Genomic DNA, 19864 nt, shown 5'->3' with positions numbered 1-19864 from the left:
AAGCGCCTGTAAGCCTTGATTTTAAAACAAAGTTATCGACTGTAATTAAAAATTTAGCACGTTAAGTACGCAAGAACCACCTAAACGTAGGCGTAAGGTTTTAATAGGCGAAGTAGCCAAGCGAGTAAAACAGATATTTTATGATTTAGCAAAAGAAAAAGACTGGGATATTTTAGCCTTAGAAATAGCACCATATCATATACATTTATTCGTTGAATATCAACCTACTTATGCTATTAATCAAATAGTTAAATTCTTTAAGGGTCGGTCATCTTATCTGCTCAGAAACGAATTTCCCGACTTGAAAAAGATGCCTAGTATGTGGACTAATAGTTATTTTTATTCAACTGCTGGAAATGTTAGCGCAGCAGTAATCAAAAAATATATTGAAGACCCACACCACAAATAAAAAATATCACGTTTAATAAATTCACCGTTGGCGCTACATCCCTGGTCTAAAAGACGCAGGGATGTAGCGCCTATCGGGTTATTTTCATAAAGGTGAGATTTGGACATCTTCTGCCTTCTGTGTTCTACCTTCTGCCACTAGTTTACCGCCTTTAATTAACTTAAGTCGCTGTCCCCGCCATTGAATGGTGCTTCCGACAAAGCCACAGCACCAAATACCAAAGTGAATCAAATCTCGTATGGGAATCAGCCACAAATACTTTTTCGCCACTGGGTCTTGTAAACTTCTCACCCCAACTACCCAAGCCATTACCCACCGCATCACCCAAGTGATAATCAAGCCAGTCCAGCCTAATATTGAGCCTCCCGTAGCAATCAACAACAGCAAGCTGCTAACAACTCCCTGGGTAAACAGAAGTCCCAAATAACCCCAAGGACGGGAAACGCGGATACAACGCGCCCAACGAATCTGGCGTTGGATGGCGTCAGATAAGTTGCTGGTAGCTAAGATATGGTCAACTATATAATTAGATAGCACCACTTTGTAACCTGCTTGGGCTGGTAAGTAGCCAAGTTGGAAGTCGTCTGCTAAATAATCGGCAATTACCGCAAATCCACCAATCTCTTCTAATACTTGTTTGCGGATGACAATCGTGGAACCAAAGGCATATTTTATACCTTCCATCTGATTGCTGACTAAAACCCCTGTAGGGAAATCGGTAGCTGTTCCTATGGCTTCTAAGGTTGTCACCCAGCCTTGTGCTGAGGAACGATATAAACAGGTAACAACCGCCACATTGTGATCTTGCAAAGGTTGGACAACTCGTTGCAAATAGTCTGGACCAACGCGGATATCACTATCGGCGATCAGTAAAATTTGATGTTTAGCAGCAGTGACAGCATTGGCTAGATTACTCACTTTTAGGTTAGCGCCAATGATGCGATCGCTCACGACTAACTGAATATCTACATCGGGGAACTGCTGGATAATTTTCTCGACAACTTCAATACCAGGGTCAAGGCGATCGCGCACGGCAAAGATAATCTGGTATTCTGGATAATCTTGCTGACAAAATGAAGCGAGATTGTGTTCTGCATCACGATCAAGCCCACAAATCGGTTTGAGGATGGTAACAGCCGGATGAAATTCACAAATGATAGGATGGGGGTGACTAAAAAAGGCGATCGCCGCGTATATCCCATAGCTGTAAAAAAAGACAGCAGCTAGGCACAGTATAAATAGTATTATATCAATGATTGGCATGTGATTGTATAAAAGCTCGTTGATTTTATCTTAAATAATACAAATAATGATTTGTGTATAAAACTCCTATATTTTATTATTTTAGTATCGAGATTCAGTAAACACCCAAAAAACCCTTACCAATGACAAATGACAAAGGAGTAATGAGTAATGAGTAATGACAAATGACAATGAGTAATGAGTAATGAGTAATGAGTAATGAGTAATGAGTAATGAGTAATGAGTAATGAGTAATGAGTAATGACAAATGACAATGAGTAATGAGTAATGAGTAATGAGTAATGAGTAATGAGTAATGAGTAATGACAAATGACAATGAGTAATGAGTAATGAGTAATGAGTAATGACAAATGACAATGAGTAATGAGTAATGAGTAATGAGTAATGAGTTGGACAAATGACAAATGACAAATGACAAATGACAAATGACAAATGACCAATAACAATCCCTAGAAGAGCGAATTCAATCACTTATGAATCTGATATACTTTCTTTTACGTTCTTCTTGGGGGATGGTGGCGATCGCGATTGTCACCGGCTTCCTGAGTGGTGGTAGTAGTGCTGGACTGATTGCTTTAATTAGTGCGGCTGCAAATAGCGGTAAAAATTCACCCCTCACATCTATTGCTTGGGGTTTTTTGGGCTTAGTAATAGTGGCACTCATTACTAGTATCACGTCCCAAGTGATGCTAATTCGTCTTTCTCAAAATGCCGTTTTGCAATTACGAATGCGCTTGAGTCGCCAAATTTTAGCTTCCCAGTTGAGTCATCTGGAACAGTTAGGAAATCCTCGACTATTAGCAACCTTAACTGAGGATGTACAAGCAGTAGCCAATGCAGTATATATCATTCCTTTTCTCTGCATTGATTTGGCGATGGTTTTGGGTTGTTTGGTGTATATCACTTGGCTATCTTGGCTAGTATTTCTGTCGGTAGTGGTTTTAATGTTGGTAGGGATAGGTAGCTGTCAATGGCTGTTAAATAGAGGAGAGAAATTACTCGCCCTTGCTCGTGATGATCAAGATGTGTTATTTAAACATTTGGGCACTATCACCGCTGGCGTTAAGGAACTCAAACTTAACTATCAACGCCGGCAAATTTTTCTCACAAAAAACCTCCAATCAACAGCAAACAGATTCCGTCATCACAATGTTGAAGGACTAACCCTGTTTGCGACGACTACTAGCTGGGGTAAACTGCTGTTTTTCTTCGCCATTGGTTTTTTACTCTTCGCGTTACCTAAATTACTCACCATCAGTCCCCAAACCCTCTCTGGCTTCATCTTAACTTTTACATATTTAATGTTGCCGATGGATAATATCGTCAACAATTTACCACAAATTAGTAAAGCTAATGTCGCCTTACAAAAAATAGAGTCTTTGGGTTTATCTTTAGCAAATCGCGCTGAAGTATCAACAGTGCCACCTGCTGTTAAATCTAATTGGCAAAGGTTAAAATTTCAAGGCGTGACTCACAATTACTACAGAGAAACAGAAGAAAGCGGCTTTATTCTAGGACCGATAGATTTAACAATATTTCCTCAAGAACTGCTGTTTATTGTCGGCGGAAATGGTAGTGGTAAATCCACCCTAGCCAAACTAATTACTGGACTTTACGTCCCCGAAGCCGGGGAGATTTACTTGGATGATGAGTTAATTACCGAACAAAATCGAGAATGGTATCGTCAGCATTTTGCGGTGGTATTCTCTGACTTTTATTTATTTGACGAACTTTTAGGTTTAGAAAATAAAAATTTAGATATTCAAGCCAGAGAATACCTCAAGCTACTGCAACTAGACCATAAAGTGAAAGTAGAAAATGGGCAACTTTCGACCACAGCGCTTTCTCAAGGACAGCGTAAACGACTAGCTTTGCTGACAGCTTATTTAGAAGACCGACCAATTTATTTATTTGATGAATGGGCTGCAGACCAAGACCCAATATTCAAAGAGATATTCTACACGCAATTGCTACCAGAATTGCAGAATAGAGGAAAAACTGTGCTAGTCATCAGTCATGATGACCGATATTTTCATTTAGCAGACAGGATCATAAAATTAGACTACGGCAAAATTGAATATAGTAAGCAGTATCAAGGAATTGCAGATGACAGAGGCTAAAAACGTACTCGGTACAAATTTAGAAATTTGCTGTACTTCTCCCCTAACTGGATTTTACCGCGACGGGTTTTGTAGTACCGGTGGTCAAGATTTTGGGATGCACGTTGTTTGCGCCCAAATGACACCAGCATTTTTGGAATTTACTAAATCTCAAGGAAACGACCTGAGTACACCCGTTCCCCAATTTAATTTTCCTGGTTTACAGCCTGGAGATTGTTGGTGTTTATGTGCGGCGCGTTGGCAAGAAGCTTTTGAGGCTGGGGTTGCACCACCAGTTGTGCTTGCAGCGACCCATGCTAGAGCCTTGGAGGTCTGTAATTTAGAGGATTTGAAAAAACACGCTCTCACTGTCTCTTAGGGGTTATAGTTCGTAGTTGCGCTTGAGCGCTCAAGCCCTACTGCGAACATCAAAGCTACTAATTATAGCACTTCCTATTCAGATGAGGTACAAAATTGTATCACGCGATGTAGGGGCACGGCACTGCCGTGCCCTTACCGATGTACCTCACTAGGGCGAGAAACGCTATATCTAATTATGCGACGCTTATAACCCAATACGGTTCAGTTAAGGAAAATTGTAGGTTGGGTTGAGGCTTTGCGTTACCCAACAAACCCGCCAAATGTTGGGTTAGCCTGTGCTTCGCCCCTGCGGGTCTACGTTCCTCAACCCAACCTACATGGGTCAAGGTTTTTGGCTCTAACACCAAGCGTATTGTGATATAACATACCCCTAAATAAAAGGGTGCGTTAGGCTAAAGCCATAACACACCCTACTTCAGATTTGTTAAAGCGCTACTGCGAACTAATCAATATACCAATTGGAAAAATGATGGCGACATATGTAAGTACCTATTTGTCGCATTCTTTTTTGAAATTAGTATTACTATCCCTTACATTTATCTGTCCCATTCAAATCAGGGGTAGCATCGGGATAAAAGGTACGAATCCCGCCATTTTTAGCGACGAAAACGTTAGTAAAAATTTTCCCGTCATCAGTAACATTCAAAAGACAGGCGGCTTTTCCCTCGGATATGGGATTGTTTTTGTACGCTTTTGTGACTATTCTTAAAGTGTCTTCCGCATTCAGGGTGTAGCCATATCCTTTAATGGGAGATTTGACTTGCTTATTACCGTCCTGCATCACTACACCCAAGGTATAAATAACACCAGGAACAACCTCTGCTTTATTGTCAAAATTGGGTAAACGTCCAGCTAAACCTCTGTTTTGCAAATCTAAGTAGCGTCCAAAAAAATGTAATCCACCGATTTTATTTCCTTCTGGTTCACCGCAGAAGATGTGATCAAAGCCTTGGGTGTTAAACCAAATATCGGCCAAATCTTTGAGAAACTGAGTATCAGAAGTCCGTCCGGCTACTATAGAACCGCGAACATCTTGTTTAATATTGGCTAGAACATCGGGAAATTTTTTCAGCAAAAGTTGAAACTGAATCGGACTAACTACGGTACCGACATTACCGCAGAGTTGATTGATTGCTATATCAAAGTTGTTTAACTTAGGAGGAGGAGGAGTCAAGTCTTGTCTACCACCAACAGCAACCTTGATGGGATTGTTAACATTGTCAAAGAAAGGCAGGAATTTGGACTTAGACTGAGTTGGGGGATTTGAAGCTGTTGTATCAGATGTTTTATCATTAGTGGAAATTTTACCACTGCTGAGTTCGCCACAACTCAAATCAACCCAACGCTCACCAAAACCAGGAAATTTGATGTAAGCATGGGTTGGATCTGTTTCTTTGTTTAAACCAATCGCTGCGTAGGTTTCGTCAACAGTCAGAGGGACAGGATTTTTACCGCTGATGGAGGTCGTAGCGTTACAGGATTTGGTCAGCTTGAATGTACCGGTGTATGCTGTTTGCGCCCAAACAGGACTAGGTAAAGCACTGAGAACTAACAACCCCGTGACCAAAGTTAAGCAAACTAGACGATTTAAGTTCTTAACAAAGCGGGAAATTGTTTTTTTGCTCGGAAGGTGAAACATATTTGAGGTCGGTATATTTACCGTTAGCTGTTTTCGCCTCTAACCTACTCTGTAAAGAAATGTTTTGTCAAGAAATAATGAAAAAATTGTGAGTAGGTGCTTTTGTCTGGCGCTACATCAATTTATCCTGATACCAATTCAAAAAATCTTTGCAACACATCGATAATTTGTAGGACTTACGCATTGACAAATTAGATAAATAATGCACTAAGAGAAATTAGGAAAAAACAGGCGGTAGGTGGACGCAGCCATCGCTACGAACTTGTCTTGGTAACGAAAGTAGTTGTCTTGGTAACGAAAGTAGTTGTCTTGGTAACGAAAGTAGTTGTCTTGGTAACGAAAGTAGTTGTCTTGGTAACGAAAGTAGTTGTCTTGGTAACGAAAGTAGTTGTCTTGGTAACGAAAGTAGTTGTCTTGGTAACGAAAGTAGTTGTCTTGGTAACGAAAGTAGTTGTCTTGGTAACGAAAGTAGTTGCCTTGGTAACGAAAGTAGTTGTCTTGGTAACGAAACCACTTGTTTTCTTAACCTAGTTACTTGTTTTCTTAACCTAGTTACTTATTTTCTTAACCAATCGTTATGCACATAATAGCTAATTTGTACAGTGCATAAGTCCTAATCTGTAGGGGCGCAAGGCCTTGCGCCTCCACGTTCACTGTGGTTCAAAGAAATGAAAATTGCTGTAATCACAAGGAGAACGCTAGTAGTCTGTCAATTTTGTTTTGAGGGATTTTTGGTAGTGTGAGCGTCTGGCTCACGCGGGCAAGATGCCCGCACTACAGTCCATCATTTTTATCTTGACACAGTAGTGTGAGCGTCTCGCTCACGCGGGCAAGATGCCCGCACTACAGTCCATCATTTTTATCTTGACACAGTAGTGTGAGCGTCTCGCTCACGCGGGCAAGATGCCCGCACTACAGTCCATCATTTTTATCTTGACACAGTAGTGTGAGCGTCTCGCTCACGCGGGCAAGATGCCCGCACTACAGTCCATCATTTTTATCTTGACACAGTAGTGTGAGCGTCTGGCTCACGCGGGCAAGATGCCCGCACCACAGTCCATCATTTTTATCTTGACACAGTAGTGTGAGCGTCTGGCTCACGCGGGCAAGATGCCCGCACCACAGTCCATCATTTTTATCTTGACACAGTAGTGTGAGCGTCTCGCTCACGCGGGCAAGATGCCCGCACTACAGTCCATCATTTTTATCTTGACACAGTAGTGTGAGCGTCTCGCTCACGCGGGCAAGATGCCCGCACTACAGTCCATCATTTTTATCTTGACACAGTAATAGCTAAATCCCTTCTAACGATTAAACCACTCACTCAGCTTTCTCAGAACTCCCTGCGCCAAATCGCCTAAGAGTGATATGTTATTATCCTTGCTGTCTTTCATCTGGGAGCGAAGAATTGCCAGATTTTGGCGACAGGTAACTGTGTGAGGATGATTGACACCTAATTTTTGCTCTAAAATTGCCAAAGCTTGCTGTAACAAGGGTTCGGCTGCTGTGTAATTTCCTTGGGAATAGTAGAGTAAAGCCAAGTTGTTGAGGCTAGTGGCGACGTGGGGATGTTCTTCTCCCAGCAGGCGTTTTCTCATCGCCAAAGCTTGCAGATACAAGGGTTCGGCTGCTGTGTAATTTCCTTGGGAACGGTAGAGTTCAGCCAAGTTGTTGAGGCTAGTGGCGACGAGGGGATGTTCTTCTCCCAGCAGGCGTTTATACATCGCCAAAGCTTGCTGTAACAAGGGTTTGGCTGCTGTGTAATTTCCTTGGGAATCGTAGAGGGAAGCCAAGTTGTTGAGGCTTTGGGCGACGTCGGGATGTTCTTCTCCCAGCAGGCGTTTTCTCATCGCCAAAGCTTGCTGTAACAAGGGTTCGGCTGCAGTGTAATTTCCTTGGGAATAGTAGAGTAAAGCCAAGTTGTTGAGGCTTTGGGCGACGTGGGGATGTTCTTCTCCCAGCAGGCGTTTATACATCGCCAAAGCTTGCTGATATAAGGGTTCGGCTGCTGTGTAATTTCCTTGGGAACGGTAGAGTTCAGCCAAGTTGTTGAGGCTAGCGGCGACGTGGGGATGTTCTTCTCCCAGCAGGCGTTTATACATCGCCAAAGCTTGCTGATATAAGGGTTCGGCTGCTGTGTAATTTCCTTGGGAATCATAGAGGGAAGCCAAGTTGTTGAGGCTAGTGGCGACGTCGGGATGTTCTTCTCCCAGCAGGCGTTTTCTCATCGCCAAAGCTTGCTGATACAAGGGTTCGGCTGCAGTGTAATTTCCTTGGGAATCGTAGAGTAAAGCCAAGTTGTTGAGGCTAGTGGCGACGTCGGGATGTTCTTCTCCCAGCAGGCGTTTATACATCGCCAAAGCTTGCAGATACAAGGGTTCGGCTGCTGTGTAATTTCCTTGGGAACGGTAGAGTTCAGCCAAGTTGTTGAGGCTAGCGGCGACGTGGGGATGTTCTTCTCCCAAACGGGCTTTGACTGCTGATAAACACTGTTCATACCAAGGTTCTGCTAACCCATACAAACCCTGTCCTTCATAAAATCTACCCAAGCCAACAAACACCCAAATTAAATCTTCATCCTTGACAACATCAATTAAATTTTGGGCTACTTCTTGGAGATGGGGAATAGTATCTTGCACTGACTCGATAACTTCACGGGTGGGAGTTGCAGGAATTTCTTCTGCTTTTTTTACTATAGCTGCGGCAAAAGCTTGTTTAATCTCTACCCCTAACCCTTCATCGCCAACAATAAGGGGAAGTTGTGCTAATTTCCCTATAAGAAATTGCCGAATTAACGAATGAATTTGATAGCAAGCGTTTTTATCTTCTAATCTTTGAATAAGATGACGTTTGTAGAGTTGCTTTTTGGCTTCTGTGACATCCCCCTTTGCCCAATTCAACAACTCACTGGTAGATTCTACCAATTGCCAAGGAATGACACCAGGGGCAAATAAACTCAACAACGCACCGACAAGCTGGGTTTTTTCATTGAGTTCTCGCCAGCTTAATTCAAAGGCGGCTTTTACTCCTAGCTGTCTGCGTTCCAGTGCTTCATCCTCTAGCTGTTGTGCTTTCAGCCTTTGCAGCATTTCTGCTAAGGTTAAATCTGGATCTTCCGCTAAATACTGTCCGACTAATTCCAACCCCAAGGGTAAATATCCCAGCCATTGACATAATTCTTCAGCCCTTGTCTGTTCTCGTTGTATCCGCTGTTCACCGACAAAAACTGTCAGCAATTTTAAAGCATCTGCTGGTGACAGCACATCTAAGGGAATTTCCTCAACAAAATTGGGGTTGAGGTTGCGTAAGCGGGTGGTGATGAGTACCCGAAAGCGGTTGGCTGTTGGTAGTAAATCTCCCAGGTTTTCTAAAATCGTGACATCATCTAATATTACCAACACCAAACCCTCGGATGGTTGCCAATGTTGCCAACACCACCGCGCTTGTTCTTGGGGGTTCAGCAGTTTTCCGCCTAATTCTTTTGGGATTTCTTGACCGATATAAAACAGATAAAATTGCACAATGCTAGCTGCTAAGTCCGATTCTCTCACATTCAGCCAGCAGATACCCCCAGGATAATCAGGTTCATGTCTAAGTGCATACTGGGTTGCTAGTTCTGTTTTACCGACACCACCCATCCCAGCCACCGCCGAAATTGCTACTTTACCCGACTGCAGCATTTTCTGATGGATGAGGTTAAGTTTATCTTCTCGCCCGACAAAATTGACGGCGCCTTTGTAAGGAATGTATTTTGGGGGATTTATCTTTACCCGTTCCCGTTCGGGCGACTCTAGTCAATTTCGTGCTTCATGAATAATGATATTCCCTGAAGTAGTGTTGTAAACTCTACTATTATCGCGATTTTCCTGTTTTTCAATACCTATTGTGTCGGCTTTCTTCGTGGGACTTTGGGCTTTAATAGCTGCAGTTAACTCTGCAATCGCCTTTTTCAGTTCCGGGTTAGCTTCTGCAGCCTGGTTGACTTGATTTCCTAATGCTTCCACAGCCTCCTTAATTTCCGGGTCTGCTGCTGCGGCTTTTTTGACCTCTTCTATTAACACAGCTTCACCAATATCTTCTCGTTCTGCTGGTGGTAAAGCTGCTTGTGCGGCTATTTCGGGTGATTTTTCTTGGAGAACTTGCTTGGCTTTTTCGTAAACCACATCAAAAGCTTTACTTAGTGTCCATTCGGCGAGTGTATTGCCTGCAAAACCTAAAAGAAAGATCGCACCAGCAGTAATTGGGTCCATATAATTAAGTAGAATATTATACCTTTATTAGATATTATATAGCGTTGCCCATTCAGATATAGTAAAATACTATACCTTTATTAGATAATACATAGCGTTGCCCATTCAGATGTAGTACGAGGTGATGTCGCCTGGCGGGTTTGTTGGGTTTCTCCACAGTAAACCCAACCTACAAACCTGTGAATCAACGCGCTAATTTGGCATAATTTGTCAACTCAAACCCATGAACATTCAACACCTCACGTACTCGCCCACTCAACAGCGCCCCTAGTTCCACTTCCCCAGATGCTGGCGGTCCATTCAACGGTTCCCCAGGATTGATAACTGCTGGATGGGCATAAATCTCTACTAAATCTGCTTGAATTTGCGGAATCAAACCCAGCAAATATTCCTCACTTATATTACTAGTTTGCAACAAGCCGTATACCCGGTCAGCAAAACGAATATCATGAGATTTCAGCAACCCTTCACCATAACGCCGCAGTCCACCAAAGACAGCAGACCAAACTAACTTAGTCAGTAAGTCCCTGCGGTCAAGTTTGAGAGTCATCCCCAATTCTTCCGATGGTAGTCTGATGACGCGAATATCAAACTCCGGCGCTAACTCTACTAAAATGCGTAATATTACAGGATGAGCATGTAAATGTAAATGCCCATCAACATGAGAAAGCGTCAGCCCAGAGTCACGGAATTTTTGCAACTGAGCGCGGATTTCTTGGCGCAATTCCTCACGGGCGGCGGGTTGGAATTGGTAACGCAACCCAGCAACCAGGGGACTGTCGGCAAAATTGCCAGATGTATCAACTAAATGGGGAATTTGGCTGGGTGGTAAAACAGACCGACCACAAACCAGCACCAGATGTAAACCTACAGCTAAATTTGGGTGAGAACGCGCCCAGGCGATCGCTTCTTGAGCGGCATCTCCTGTTACCATCAGACTGGTGCTAGTCAGCACACCTTGCTCATGTGCTGTGATAATTGCTTGATTCACACCAGCAGAAAAGCCGAAATCATCACCATTAATAATAGCGAAGCGGCGACGTTGGAGATTGGGCATAGGGACTGGGGATTGGGGGGCTTACAAGGGTAGGTATTTTGTATTTTGAGTTACCGATGAATTTCTGATCATCCGATTCACAAAACTGAGATAATCGTCTAATTCCTCATATTCATCTAATTCTTTTTCTTCCTCGGAAGTAAGAGCAGATTCTTGTTGTTTAATCAATAATGCTTCAATTCGTCCCTGTACTAAGCTAGAAGCTCGAAATATAGGCACTCCTTCTACTAGCTCAATGCGGACAGCACCATCTAATGGTAAACTTTTGGGTAAGTGTAACAATTTCATAAATCAATGCGACTTTAAGAATTTCCTAGTCCCGCGATTTCAAAGTCTTATACAATACCACTAAAACGCTGACACATGTAGATTTCGCGTAGGGGCACGGCATTGCCCAGTGGTGTCAACTTAAGCAAAAAGCCTTGTAAAATCTCGTTTCCAGGCTCTGACTGGAAATGAGATCGCAGAGGCTCCGCCTCTGTTGCATTGAAGGCGGAGCCTTCTAGAATTCATTCCCATACAGAGTATGGGAACGAGAATGTATGTCGGGTAAGCGTTTGGCCTTAAGTTGACACCAATGGGCAATGCCGTGCCCCTACAGCTGGTATCATATCGTGTGGATTTAGGGGTATCTAAAAATTTATCCGGCTAAACAAATAGTTTGAAATCGCGGGACTAGCCCCCCGGAAGGGGGGTGGGGTGTTATTTTCAGATCAGCTAATCTTCTGGCGCGAAAGGGGTAATCTCCAAAATCAGACGACTGCTGTTTGACTAGATTTTGCATTAGCTACAGACTGAGTGCGACGTTCTTTCAAATAAGAGAAGAACTCACCACCCTCGCGCAGACGACGGACTAACATTTGTCTATCTGTCAACATTTCCCGAACAATTGGTATAATCGCTTTGGGACGAAAGTAGAATTTACGATACATCCGCTCAACTGCATCCTCAATTTCGGCACTCGAAAGTGAGGGATATTGCAATGTTGAGGTTTGAATACCGGAATTTGCTACTAAAGCTTGGTTGGTAAACCAGCCGTTTTCCTTAGCTTGTTCATATAATTCTGTACCTGGATAAGGCGCAGCAATGGAAACTTGAATTGTATGGGGGCTGAGTTCGCACGCGAAGCGGATGGTTTCTTCTACGGTTTCCTGGTTTTCTACAGGCAACCCAATGATAAAGGTACCATGTACAGTGATGCCGAGTTTATGGCAATTTTTCATAAATTCCCGCGCCACTTCTAGCTTGATACCTTTTTTGATGCGGTTGAGAATATCTTGATTCCCAGATTCAAAACCAACCAGCAGCAATCTCAGACCGTTGTCGCGCAGGGTTTTGAGGGTATCATAATCTAAATTGGCACGGGCGTTACAACTCCACGTGAGTTTTAACCGCTTCATATGTTCGCTAATGGCGATCGCCCGATGTTTATCTATTGTAAAGGTATCGTCATCAAACATATATTCCCGCACCTTGTCGCCGAAAATGGCTTTGGCTTCTTCCATTTCCCGTCCCACAGCTTCGGGAGTTTTATGGCGATAGAGGTGTCCACCAATGGTTTGCGGCCATAGACAGAAGGTGCATTTTGCGGGACAACCGCGCCCAGTGTAAAAGGAAATGTACGGATGTAGTAGGTAGCCGATGAAATATTTGCTGATATCTAGGTCACGGGCATAAGTTGGGAGTACGCTGGGCATAGCATCCCAGTCATGGATCAATGGACGCTCTTCATTATGGCGCACATGAGCATTCTGGTCACGGTAGCTCAAACCCTTGATTTCTTCCCAAGGTTTGCCTTCTGCTAGTTCCTTACAGGTATAATCAAATTCATTACGACACACAAAATCAATGACTGGGTTATCCCGCAGTGTGTCCTCTGGTAATACTGCCACATGCGCCCCAACAAAGCCAATTTGCAAATCGGGATTTTGCGCCTTGATAGCTTCAGCACACTTGACATCATTCGCCAGTGAGGGTGTACTGGTGTGCATGATAACCAGTTCGTAGTCTTTGGCAATTTCCAGCACATCTTGGACAGTTTGACCATGTGGTGGCGCATCCACCAGCTTACTACCGGGAACCAAGGCTGCAGGTTGGGCTAGCCATGTGGGATACCAAAAAGACGTAATTTCGCGTTTGGCTTGGTACCGGGAACCCGCACCACCATCAAACCCATCGAAGGAAGGAGGACTGAGGAAAAGCGTTTTTTTCACTGAATAGATCTCCTGATCATTAATTAGGATAATGAGTCCCTAAACATTTTTTGATGTAATGTAGTAATAGGCTAGGGCTATAATCACTCTTGACAAGAAATTCAAAGCTGAAAATCAACAGCTTTTTTGACTCCTGACTCTTGACTCTTGCCTATTACCTTTTGACTCAAAATATTAACTCGCTTTCATGTTGACACCCATTAGCTGTTGGATAAGTGCCAAAACATCATTACGGCTGAGTTTTTCTTTACCATTAGCTAGGGCTTCAAGGGTACCATAAGCTAAGGTAAACGGAATTTGACAAAAGTCTAAAGCCGGACCTGGAGGAAGGGACTTGATATAAGCATCTGCCAGTGTTAAATTTCTACTGGCATAATCTCGCATATTTTCTGCATTCCAACCATCAGGTAAGAACTTTACTCCCCGTCCCAAATCTTCAGAGTGGTTACGCAGAATGTTGATCGCTTGTAAACCCCGACCAAATCCTATGGCTAGGGTACGATTCGTTTTTGTGCCATCGTACCAAGCCCATAAGTCCGAAAGCAACAATCCCACCGCACCTGCAACACCAAAGGTATAACGATCTAAATCAGATTCTGTCTGAATTTTCCAGTTTTTTTCTGCCCAATAAGCCATTCTGTCTGCCATCGCCGCAGTCGCATCCCAAATTCGAGGTGCGATTGTCTCTGGTGCTAATATCGACCATTCTCTAATTCTGATGGTGACTTCTGCTAAAGTATTTTCATACTCGCTAAATCCTTGAGAAAAAGCATCAACCGCAAATCCATCAACACCTGCTTGCAATGTTAAGCTAATCGTGCGTAAAAGTTTCGCCTTAGTCGCGTTATCCAATGTTGGATGGTCTTCAATTTCATCAATGGCACGCATACATAAATATGCTGCTGCAACTGCTTCTTGCAATCCTGGCGGTAAAATACTAATTGGAATATAAAACGTTCGACTAGTCTCTTCAAGGATTTGCAGCGCATCTCTACGTAAATCCATATTTTCACTCCCCTCTTGATTGTCACACCACATGAAGTTAGCAGTTTCTTGATGATACTGGATATAGTTTTTACTAAACCTTAAAAACTAAATAAATGCTAGTATTTCCTCTAAAAATTAATAGCTATTGGTATTACAATTAACAAAAATCTCACATTTATCAAAGTCTAATCTAGTATATAAGGCTTTGTCCGCAAAAATGTGTAGTTTATAGTTCCAAATCACATAGTCAAACATAGTCAGACTTATGCAATTTAGCTTTAAGCAACTCTACTTTCAGCATGGACACGCTTAAATAGTGGAGTTATCCGCCTTGGATGTACTACCAGACACCCCCTATCCCTTAGAATAGACTGGAGACAGTCAAACCCTTCAGGATTACTTTTTCTGCCGATGTTGTAGCCTGCGTTCACGTCAGCATGAATCTTCAAACCATCTTTACTGATATACCACGCACGTTTGACACGTTTTCCTGAGAATACATGCTTGATCTTGTTGTTAGGTTGATAAGTTGGGATGATGTCCCAATCAATCGCTGAAGCCTTACTTGTGTAAGATTCTTCTGCTACCTTAACGGTAATACCGACTCTAACTAATTTATAAGTCAGCATTTCGATAAATATTGCGTGTGGTATCTGAGTAAAATTTTGGTTTGTACGTTTACCTAAATTAAGACGTGTTTTCCATTGTTCGTTTTTCCCGATTGAGACGTGAGTTACACCAAGAGATAGAAGTTCATCCACAATCATTTTTGTGGCTTGATGTAAATATGAAGAAACAAATTGATGGCGATTACGAACGATGTTTGCAATTCGCCTTGACCGAGCTTTCCTATTGGGTAGAAAACCTCGAAACTTGGCAATCTGCTTGTTATAAAACTGGTTGGCTGATTTCAATGGTTTACCATTTACAATAATTGGTTGTATTGCTAGATCATTGAAAACAATCGTCGCTAGATTATCTAAACCAATATCTATCGCCGCATTCAGTTCAGGATTCAAACTACAAAAAAACTCTGACAACTCGGTAATTTCATAGACTATTTCGATAACGAAGCATCCAGTTTTTGGGATAATTCGTACCTCACACAAGTCCTCAAACTTTAGTCCAGGCTTTACTGGAATCCTGATTGGCGACATTGATGGGATAATGAAACCTTTATTAAATTCTCTTTTACCAATTGCTTGATTATTGAATTTAACTACGTTTTTGTCATCAACATAATTAGGTGGTTTTGGTCTACCAGTGAACTTAGTTGGTTCAAGTTTATAAGCCACTAATGCTTTGTAGTAAGCAATCCACGCATCTGCATTCTGTTTTAATACGAGTTGAGCTACTTTTGCGCTTATTGCTTTGTAGTTCTCGTTTTGTTTAAATAAAGTGTCTAAGCTAGCTTGTGATTGAGTTCCCCATCCGTAGAAAAAACCTTGACGCTGAGTGAATTGAGCAGTGTTGTAAAGCTGCCGGGAAATAGTGGTAATGTCACTACAATAATCAAACCAGTCATGTCCTTCTTTGATTATGTGCTTTTCTACTTGACGCATATTTATACTGAGCGTAGTCAAAGTATTGATCAACTTTGGCAATGAAATTAGTATATCATTCAAGATACAGTAAGATATGCTTGACTAGAAAACTTAATCAATCTGTTGGAGAATTTAAGGCTTCTACAATTTTTTCGGTTTTGCGCTTTGCCCTGATATCTTTTTCGGGTCGTAATCAACAATTACCGTACCCGTGGGAAGTTGCTCTGTTGGATATGGTATTTTACCTGCTTTGTCATGTCGCCAAGCGGTAAGGTAGGAAATCCCCAAGGTTTTAGCATAATCAGATAATTTCATTAGGACTGTCTTTTAGACTATATCTGACTATGCTAGACTATATTTTGTTTAAAGTTTTATCATACTTTTATCCAGCTATATAGGCAAAAGTCAAGGGTCAAGGGTCAAAAGTCGGCTCTTCCGTACTTAGCGTGCTAAATTTATTAAATAATCAGCTTGAAACCCTTACTGAGATACGGTAATAGCCATTATTTCCTGTATTTTTGGTCATATTGCTGAAAATTAAATTATGAACGCCTGTAAGTCTTACTTTTAAAGCAAATTTATAGACTTTAACTAATAATTAAGCACGCTAAGTACGCAAGAACCATATTTATCGAAATGCTGACTTATAAATTAGTTAGAGTCGGTATTACCGTTAAGGTAGCAGAAGAATCTTACACAAGTAAGGCTTCAGCGATTGATTGGGACATCATCCCAACTTATCAACCTAACAACAAGATCAAGCATGTATTCTCAGGAAAACGTGTCAAACGTGCGTGGTATATCAGTAAAAATGGTTTGAAGATTCATGCTGACGTGAACGCAGGCTACAACATCGGCAGAAAAAGTAATCCTGAAGGGTTTGACTGTCTCCAGTCTATTCTAAGGGATAGGGGGTGTCTGGTAGTACATCCAAGGCGGATAACTCCACTATTTAAGCGTGTCCATGCTGAAAGTAGAGTCGCTTAAAGCTAAATTGCATAAGTCTGACTATATTTGACTATGTGATTTGGAACTATATTAGATGGCTTTATTTCCTAATCAAGATCAATAAAATACGATTGTGACAGTTTAGGATGCGGAATATCGGATGTATTAAAATAAGATGACGTGCTGAGGAGGTAGCAAATGGAGCCATTAACTGCTGGCGGCTTGGGTTCTGGCGGATTTCTGTGAACCATGAATTAGAATCCCCGTGCGTTCACGCCGGGGAGTATGTCAAATGATTTCAGGTTTGTTACCAAATATCACGACGTTATTACAGCAATTTTCACTCATTTGAACCACAGATCTTCGTAGGGGCGCAAGGCCTTGCGCCCCTACCCTGTGGTCTATTTACCTGAAAATGGCTGTAACAAACCGAAACCAAACCTAATCCCCCATACCCTTACTTAAACACGCTACCAAGGGCACGCGCCATATTTTGAGGCTGCATTGCATCCATCGCTGCAGTCGGTTCATAACCGCAGTGAACCATACAATCTGCACATTTGGGATTACCACTAGCGCGACCGTATTGACTCCAGTCTGTTTTGTCTAGCAATTCTTTAAAGGTTTTGTAATAACCTTCATTTAGCAGATAACAGGGTTTTTGCCAACCGAGAACGCTGTAACTTGGGCTACCCCAAGGTGTACATTCATAGTCCTTTTCTCCTGTGAGAAAATCGAGGAACAGCGGGTTATGGTTGAAGTCCCAATTTTTCTCCCCAGCTTTATATGGAGCCAAAATCGACCGGAAAAGGGCGCGTGTTTGTTCCCGCTTGAGAAAATGATCTTGATCTGGCGCCCATTCGTAACTGTAGCCAGGGGAAATCATCATTCCATCAAGATTTAGTGTGGTCAAAAAGTCAAAGAAATCCTGCATATCTTTGGGTTCGCAACCTTCAAAGATAGTCGTGTTCGTAGCCACACGAAAACCTTGAGCTTTAGCGGCGCGAATTGCTTTGACAGCAATATCAAAAACACCTTTGCGGTCTACACATTGATCATGCCATTCCCGCAGCCCATCTAAATGGACGCTGAATGTCAAATATTGGGAAGGTTGAAACTTATGCAGACTCTTTTCTAACAACAAACCATTAGTACACAAATAAATATACTTCTTACGCTCAACTAATCCCCGGACAATTTCATCAATTTGGGGATGTAGCAGCGGTTCTCCTCCGGGAATCGAAACGACCGGTGCGCCGCACTCGTCCACTGCAGCGAAGCACTGTTCTGGGGTGAGGTTTTGCTTCAACACTTCCGTTGGATGTTGTATTTTACCACAACCAGTACAAGCCAAGTTACAGCGAAACAGCGGCTCCAACATTAATACTAGGGGGAAGCGTTTACGCCCTTTTAAGCGCTGAGTTACAAGATACTTACCGATATCTATAGCTTGTTGTAAATTAACCGCCATGATTCTGAACACTCCTCTGTTATATCGAAAAACACCACATTGACATCCTCCCACCACTAATTCGGAGTACCGAATATAGTGGGGGATTCCAAAGATCGCTCTTTGGGTTTCCTCTTTCCACGAGTTGACTTGCTTAAAGGAGTTTCCTCACTCAAGTATTGGTCAGTCTCTCCAGAGGCGTTAGTTCCGACGTGACCCGCCGTACTCAATCCTTTTTCTAATATGTTCCGCGCTGCGTTCCAATCCCTATCTTGGGTATACCCACAATGAGGACAAACATGAGTTCTGGTGCTAAGAGTCTTTTTGACAACCTCTCCACAATTAGAGCAATTCTGTGAGGTATAATGTGGTGGAACGGCAACCGTGACAACACCAAACACCTTACCAAAATACTCAACCCATTCACGAAACAGCGACCATGAAGCGTCACTAATCGACTTAGCCAATCGGTGATTTTTCACCATATTTCGCACCATCAAATCTAGCCTTCGGCAACGGCTTCGCCGAACATACGCCACGAGGTCGTTAGACCTCACCACGCACCTTGCTGTCTTTACAGCAAAGTCTTTACGCTGGCGACTTACTTTGAGGTGTTTACGAGCAAGTTTATTTCTAAACTTAATTCTATTTTGAGAACCTTTTCTAGTCTTAGACATCCGCCGTTGCAAACGCCTCAAGGACTTTTCACTTTTACGAAGATGTCTAGGGTTGGCGACTGTTTCTCCGTTACTATCTGTATAGAAGTGGTTTAACCCCACATCAATACCAATAGTTTTACCAGTTGGTTCTCGTCTTTCAACTCGTTCATGGTCAATGCAAAACTGGCAATAATAGCCATCTGCACGACGCACAACCCGCACCCTTTTAAACTGTTTCCTGTGGTAGAAATGCAGGTCACGAGTTCCCCAGAGTTTGAAAGTTCCTGCTTGAAACCCATCAGAAAAAGTGATATACCTGCGGTCTTCAGAAAGTTTCCATCCACAAGTTTTGTACTCAACAGAACCATGTGTTTGTTCTTTCTTAAACTTTGGAAATCCCTTTTTTCCTGGCTTATTTTTCTTGCAGTTATCAAGGAACCGAGCAATTGCAGACCAAGCTCTTACCCTTCGGGAAGGCTTCGCCAACAGCACTGGCTTGCCTTGCCATCGAATTAAGCTTGGCGACCCAAGGAAACTCAATATTAGCCGCAAGTACAGCGCAGAACTTACTGAGGTCGTATCGCCCAATACCCTTGTTATCCATCCAGTATCTAAGGCTGGCATTGCGAACAAAACGGGCAGTTCTAATCGCTTCATCAAGCGCTTGATACTGTCCGTCTTCTCCCTCAAGTTTGGCCTCAAATACCAGCATATTTACGTCATGTACATTAACGTAAACCATAACATGGATTGGCAAAAAACTCAACTGTTCCCTTTCCCTTACTGGCTTGCAGCCAGTTGTGGTCGGGGAACGTTTCGTTTTTTGCCCTCGATTCATCTCGCCGCCAAATCAAAGATTATGGCGGGAGCCTTCTCTCCGATTTAGGTAAAAAGCAAAACTTAAGATTGCCGACTTCTTGAAGGATACCACTGGCGAATGGTAGGTTTAACGGTCATCGCCTGCT

General features: G+C 42.6%; 16 protein-coding genes and 2 pseudogenes. 5 read left to right on the top strand and 13 right to left on the bottom strand.

Annotated elements, in window-relative coordinates:
* Positions 1–79 precede the first annotated feature (79 nt).
* A pseudogene (gene tnpA / locus HEQ19_19555) lies at positions 80–409 on the top strand (IS200/IS605 family transposase).
* Between the two features lie 84 nt (positions 410–493).
* Here the strand turns inward: tnpA and hpnI are convergent.
* Both hpnI and HEQ19_19545 read right to left on the bottom strand, forming a co-directional pair.
* A complete protein-coding gene (gene hpnI / locus HEQ19_19550) occupies positions 494–1672 on the bottom strand; it encodes a bacteriohopanetetrol glucosamine biosynthesis glycosyltransferase HpnI (GenBank protein ID WYM01367.1) in 1179 nt (392 codons plus the stop codon).
* Positions 1673–1753: 81 nt separating this feature from the next.
* On the bottom strand, positions 1754–2143 hold the full coding sequence (locus HEQ19_19545) for a hypothetical protein (protein ID WYM03509.2): 390 nt from the start codon (positions 2141–2143) through the stop codon (positions 1754–1756).
* Positions 2144–2145: 2 nt separating this feature from the next.
* On the opposite strand from HEQ19_19545, the gene HEQ19_19540 reads away from it, so the two are divergent.
* Both HEQ19_19540 and HEQ19_19535 read left to right on the top strand, forming a co-directional pair.
* Entirely contained in the window at positions 2146–3792 is a 1647-nt protein-coding gene (locus HEQ19_19540; protein WYM01366.1) for a cyclic peptide export ABC transporter, read from the top strand.
* Complete coding sequence (locus HEQ19_19535) at positions 3779–4150, top strand: DUF2237 domain-containing protein (protein ID WYM01365.1); 372 nt, start codon at positions 3779–3781, stop codon at positions 4148–4150. The genes HEQ19_19540 and HEQ19_19535 overlap by 14 nt, the downstream gene beginning before the upstream one ends.
* A gap of 525 nt (positions 4151–4675) precedes the next feature.
* On the opposite strand, the gene HEQ19_19530 is transcribed toward HEQ19_19535, so the two are convergent.
* Entirely contained in the window at positions 4676–5791 is a 1116-nt protein-coding gene (locus tag HEQ19_19530) for an EndoU domain-containing protein (protein WYM01364.1), read from the bottom strand.
* A 267-nt stretch (positions 5792–6058) separates the two neighbouring features.
* Here HEQ19_19530 and HEQ19_19525 point away from each other — a divergent pair, with 267 nt between their 5' ends.
* Entirely contained in the window at positions 6059–6322 is a 264-nt protein-coding gene (locus HEQ19_19525; GenBank protein WYM01363.1) for a hypothetical protein, read from the top strand.
* A 773-nt stretch (positions 6323–7095) separates the two neighbouring features.
* On the opposite strand, the gene HEQ19_19520 is transcribed toward HEQ19_19525, so the two are convergent.
* The 8 genes from HEQ19_19520 to HEQ19_19485 all read right to left on the bottom strand — a co-directional run bounded on the left by HEQ19_19520 (position 7096) and on the right by HEQ19_19485 (position 16157).
* Positions 7096–9537, bottom strand: a complete 2442-nt coding sequence (locus HEQ19_19520) for a tetratricopeptide repeat protein (protein ID WYM03508.2) — start codon at positions 9535–9537, stop codon at positions 7096–7098.
* Positions 9538–9585: 48 nt separating this feature from the next.
* Complete coding sequence (locus HEQ19_19515; GenBank protein WYM01362.1) at positions 9586–10041, bottom strand: hypothetical protein; 456 nt, start codon at positions 10039–10041, stop codon at positions 9586–9588.
* A 184-nt stretch (positions 10042–10225) separates the two neighbouring features.
* Positions 10226–11098, bottom strand: coding sequence for a hopanoid biosynthesis-associated protein HpnK (gene hpnK / locus HEQ19_19510; GenBank protein WYM01361.1), 873 nt, complete (start codon positions 11096–11098; stop codon positions 10226–10228).
* A gap of 21 nt (positions 11099–11119) precedes the next feature.
* Entirely contained in the window at positions 11120–11386 is a 267-nt protein-coding gene (locus HEQ19_19505; GenBank protein WYM01360.1) for a hypothetical protein, read from the bottom strand.
* A 464-nt stretch (positions 11387–11850) separates the two neighbouring features.
* A complete protein-coding gene (gene hpnJ / locus HEQ19_19500; protein WYM01359.1) occupies positions 11851–13311 on the bottom strand; it encodes a hopanoid biosynthesis associated radical SAM protein HpnJ in 1461 nt (486 codons plus the stop codon).
* A 174-nt stretch (positions 13312–13485) separates the two neighbouring features.
* Positions 13486–14316: a phytoene/squalene synthase family protein gene (locus HEQ19_19495; GenBank protein ID WYM01358.1), complete on the bottom strand. Its 831-nt coding sequence runs from the start codon at positions 14314–14316 to the stop codon at positions 13486–13488.
* 260 nt (positions 14317–14576) lie between these two features.
* Complete coding sequence (locus tag HEQ19_19490; GenBank protein WYM01357.1) at positions 14577–15860, bottom strand: transposase; 1284 nt, start codon at positions 15858–15860, stop codon at positions 14577–14579.
* Positions 15861–15983: 123 nt separating this feature from the next.
* Positions 15984–16157 carry a hypothetical protein gene (locus tag HEQ19_19485; protein ID WYM01356.1) on the bottom strand — a complete coding sequence of 58 codons (174 nt, stop codon included), beginning with the start codon at positions 16155–16157 and terminating at the stop codon, positions 15984–15986.
* Positions 16158–16478: 321 nt separating this feature from the next.
* On the opposite strand from HEQ19_19485, the gene HEQ19_19480 reads away from it, so the two are divergent.
* Positions 16479–16829, top strand: coding sequence for a zinc ribbon domain-containing protein (locus HEQ19_19480; GenBank protein WZI66962.1), 351 nt, complete (start codon positions 16479–16481; stop codon positions 16827–16829).
* A 418-nt stretch (positions 16830–17247) separates the two neighbouring features.
* Here HEQ19_19480 and hpnH read toward each other — a convergent pair whose 3' ends face one another.
* Together hpnH and HEQ19_19470 are read right to left on the bottom strand one after the other, a co-directional pair.
* Positions 17248–18261 carry an adenosyl-hopene transferase HpnH gene (hpnH, locus tag HEQ19_19475; protein WYM01355.1) on the bottom strand — a complete coding sequence of 338 codons (1014 nt, stop codon included), beginning with the start codon at positions 18259–18261 and terminating at the stop codon, positions 17248–17250.
* A gap of 56 nt (positions 18262–18317) precedes the next feature.
* Positions 18318–19611, bottom strand: a pseudogene (locus HEQ19_19470) (transposase).
* Between the last annotated feature and the right edge of the window lie 253 nt (positions 19612–19864).

The organism is Gloeotrichia echinulata CP02 (assembly GCA_038087035.1).
Classification (GTDB): domain Bacteria; phylum Cyanobacteriota; class Cyanobacteriia; order Cyanobacteriales; family Nostocaceae; genus Gloeotrichia; species Gloeotrichia echinulata.
This window is presented reverse-complemented; position numbering and strand designations above follow the sequence as displayed.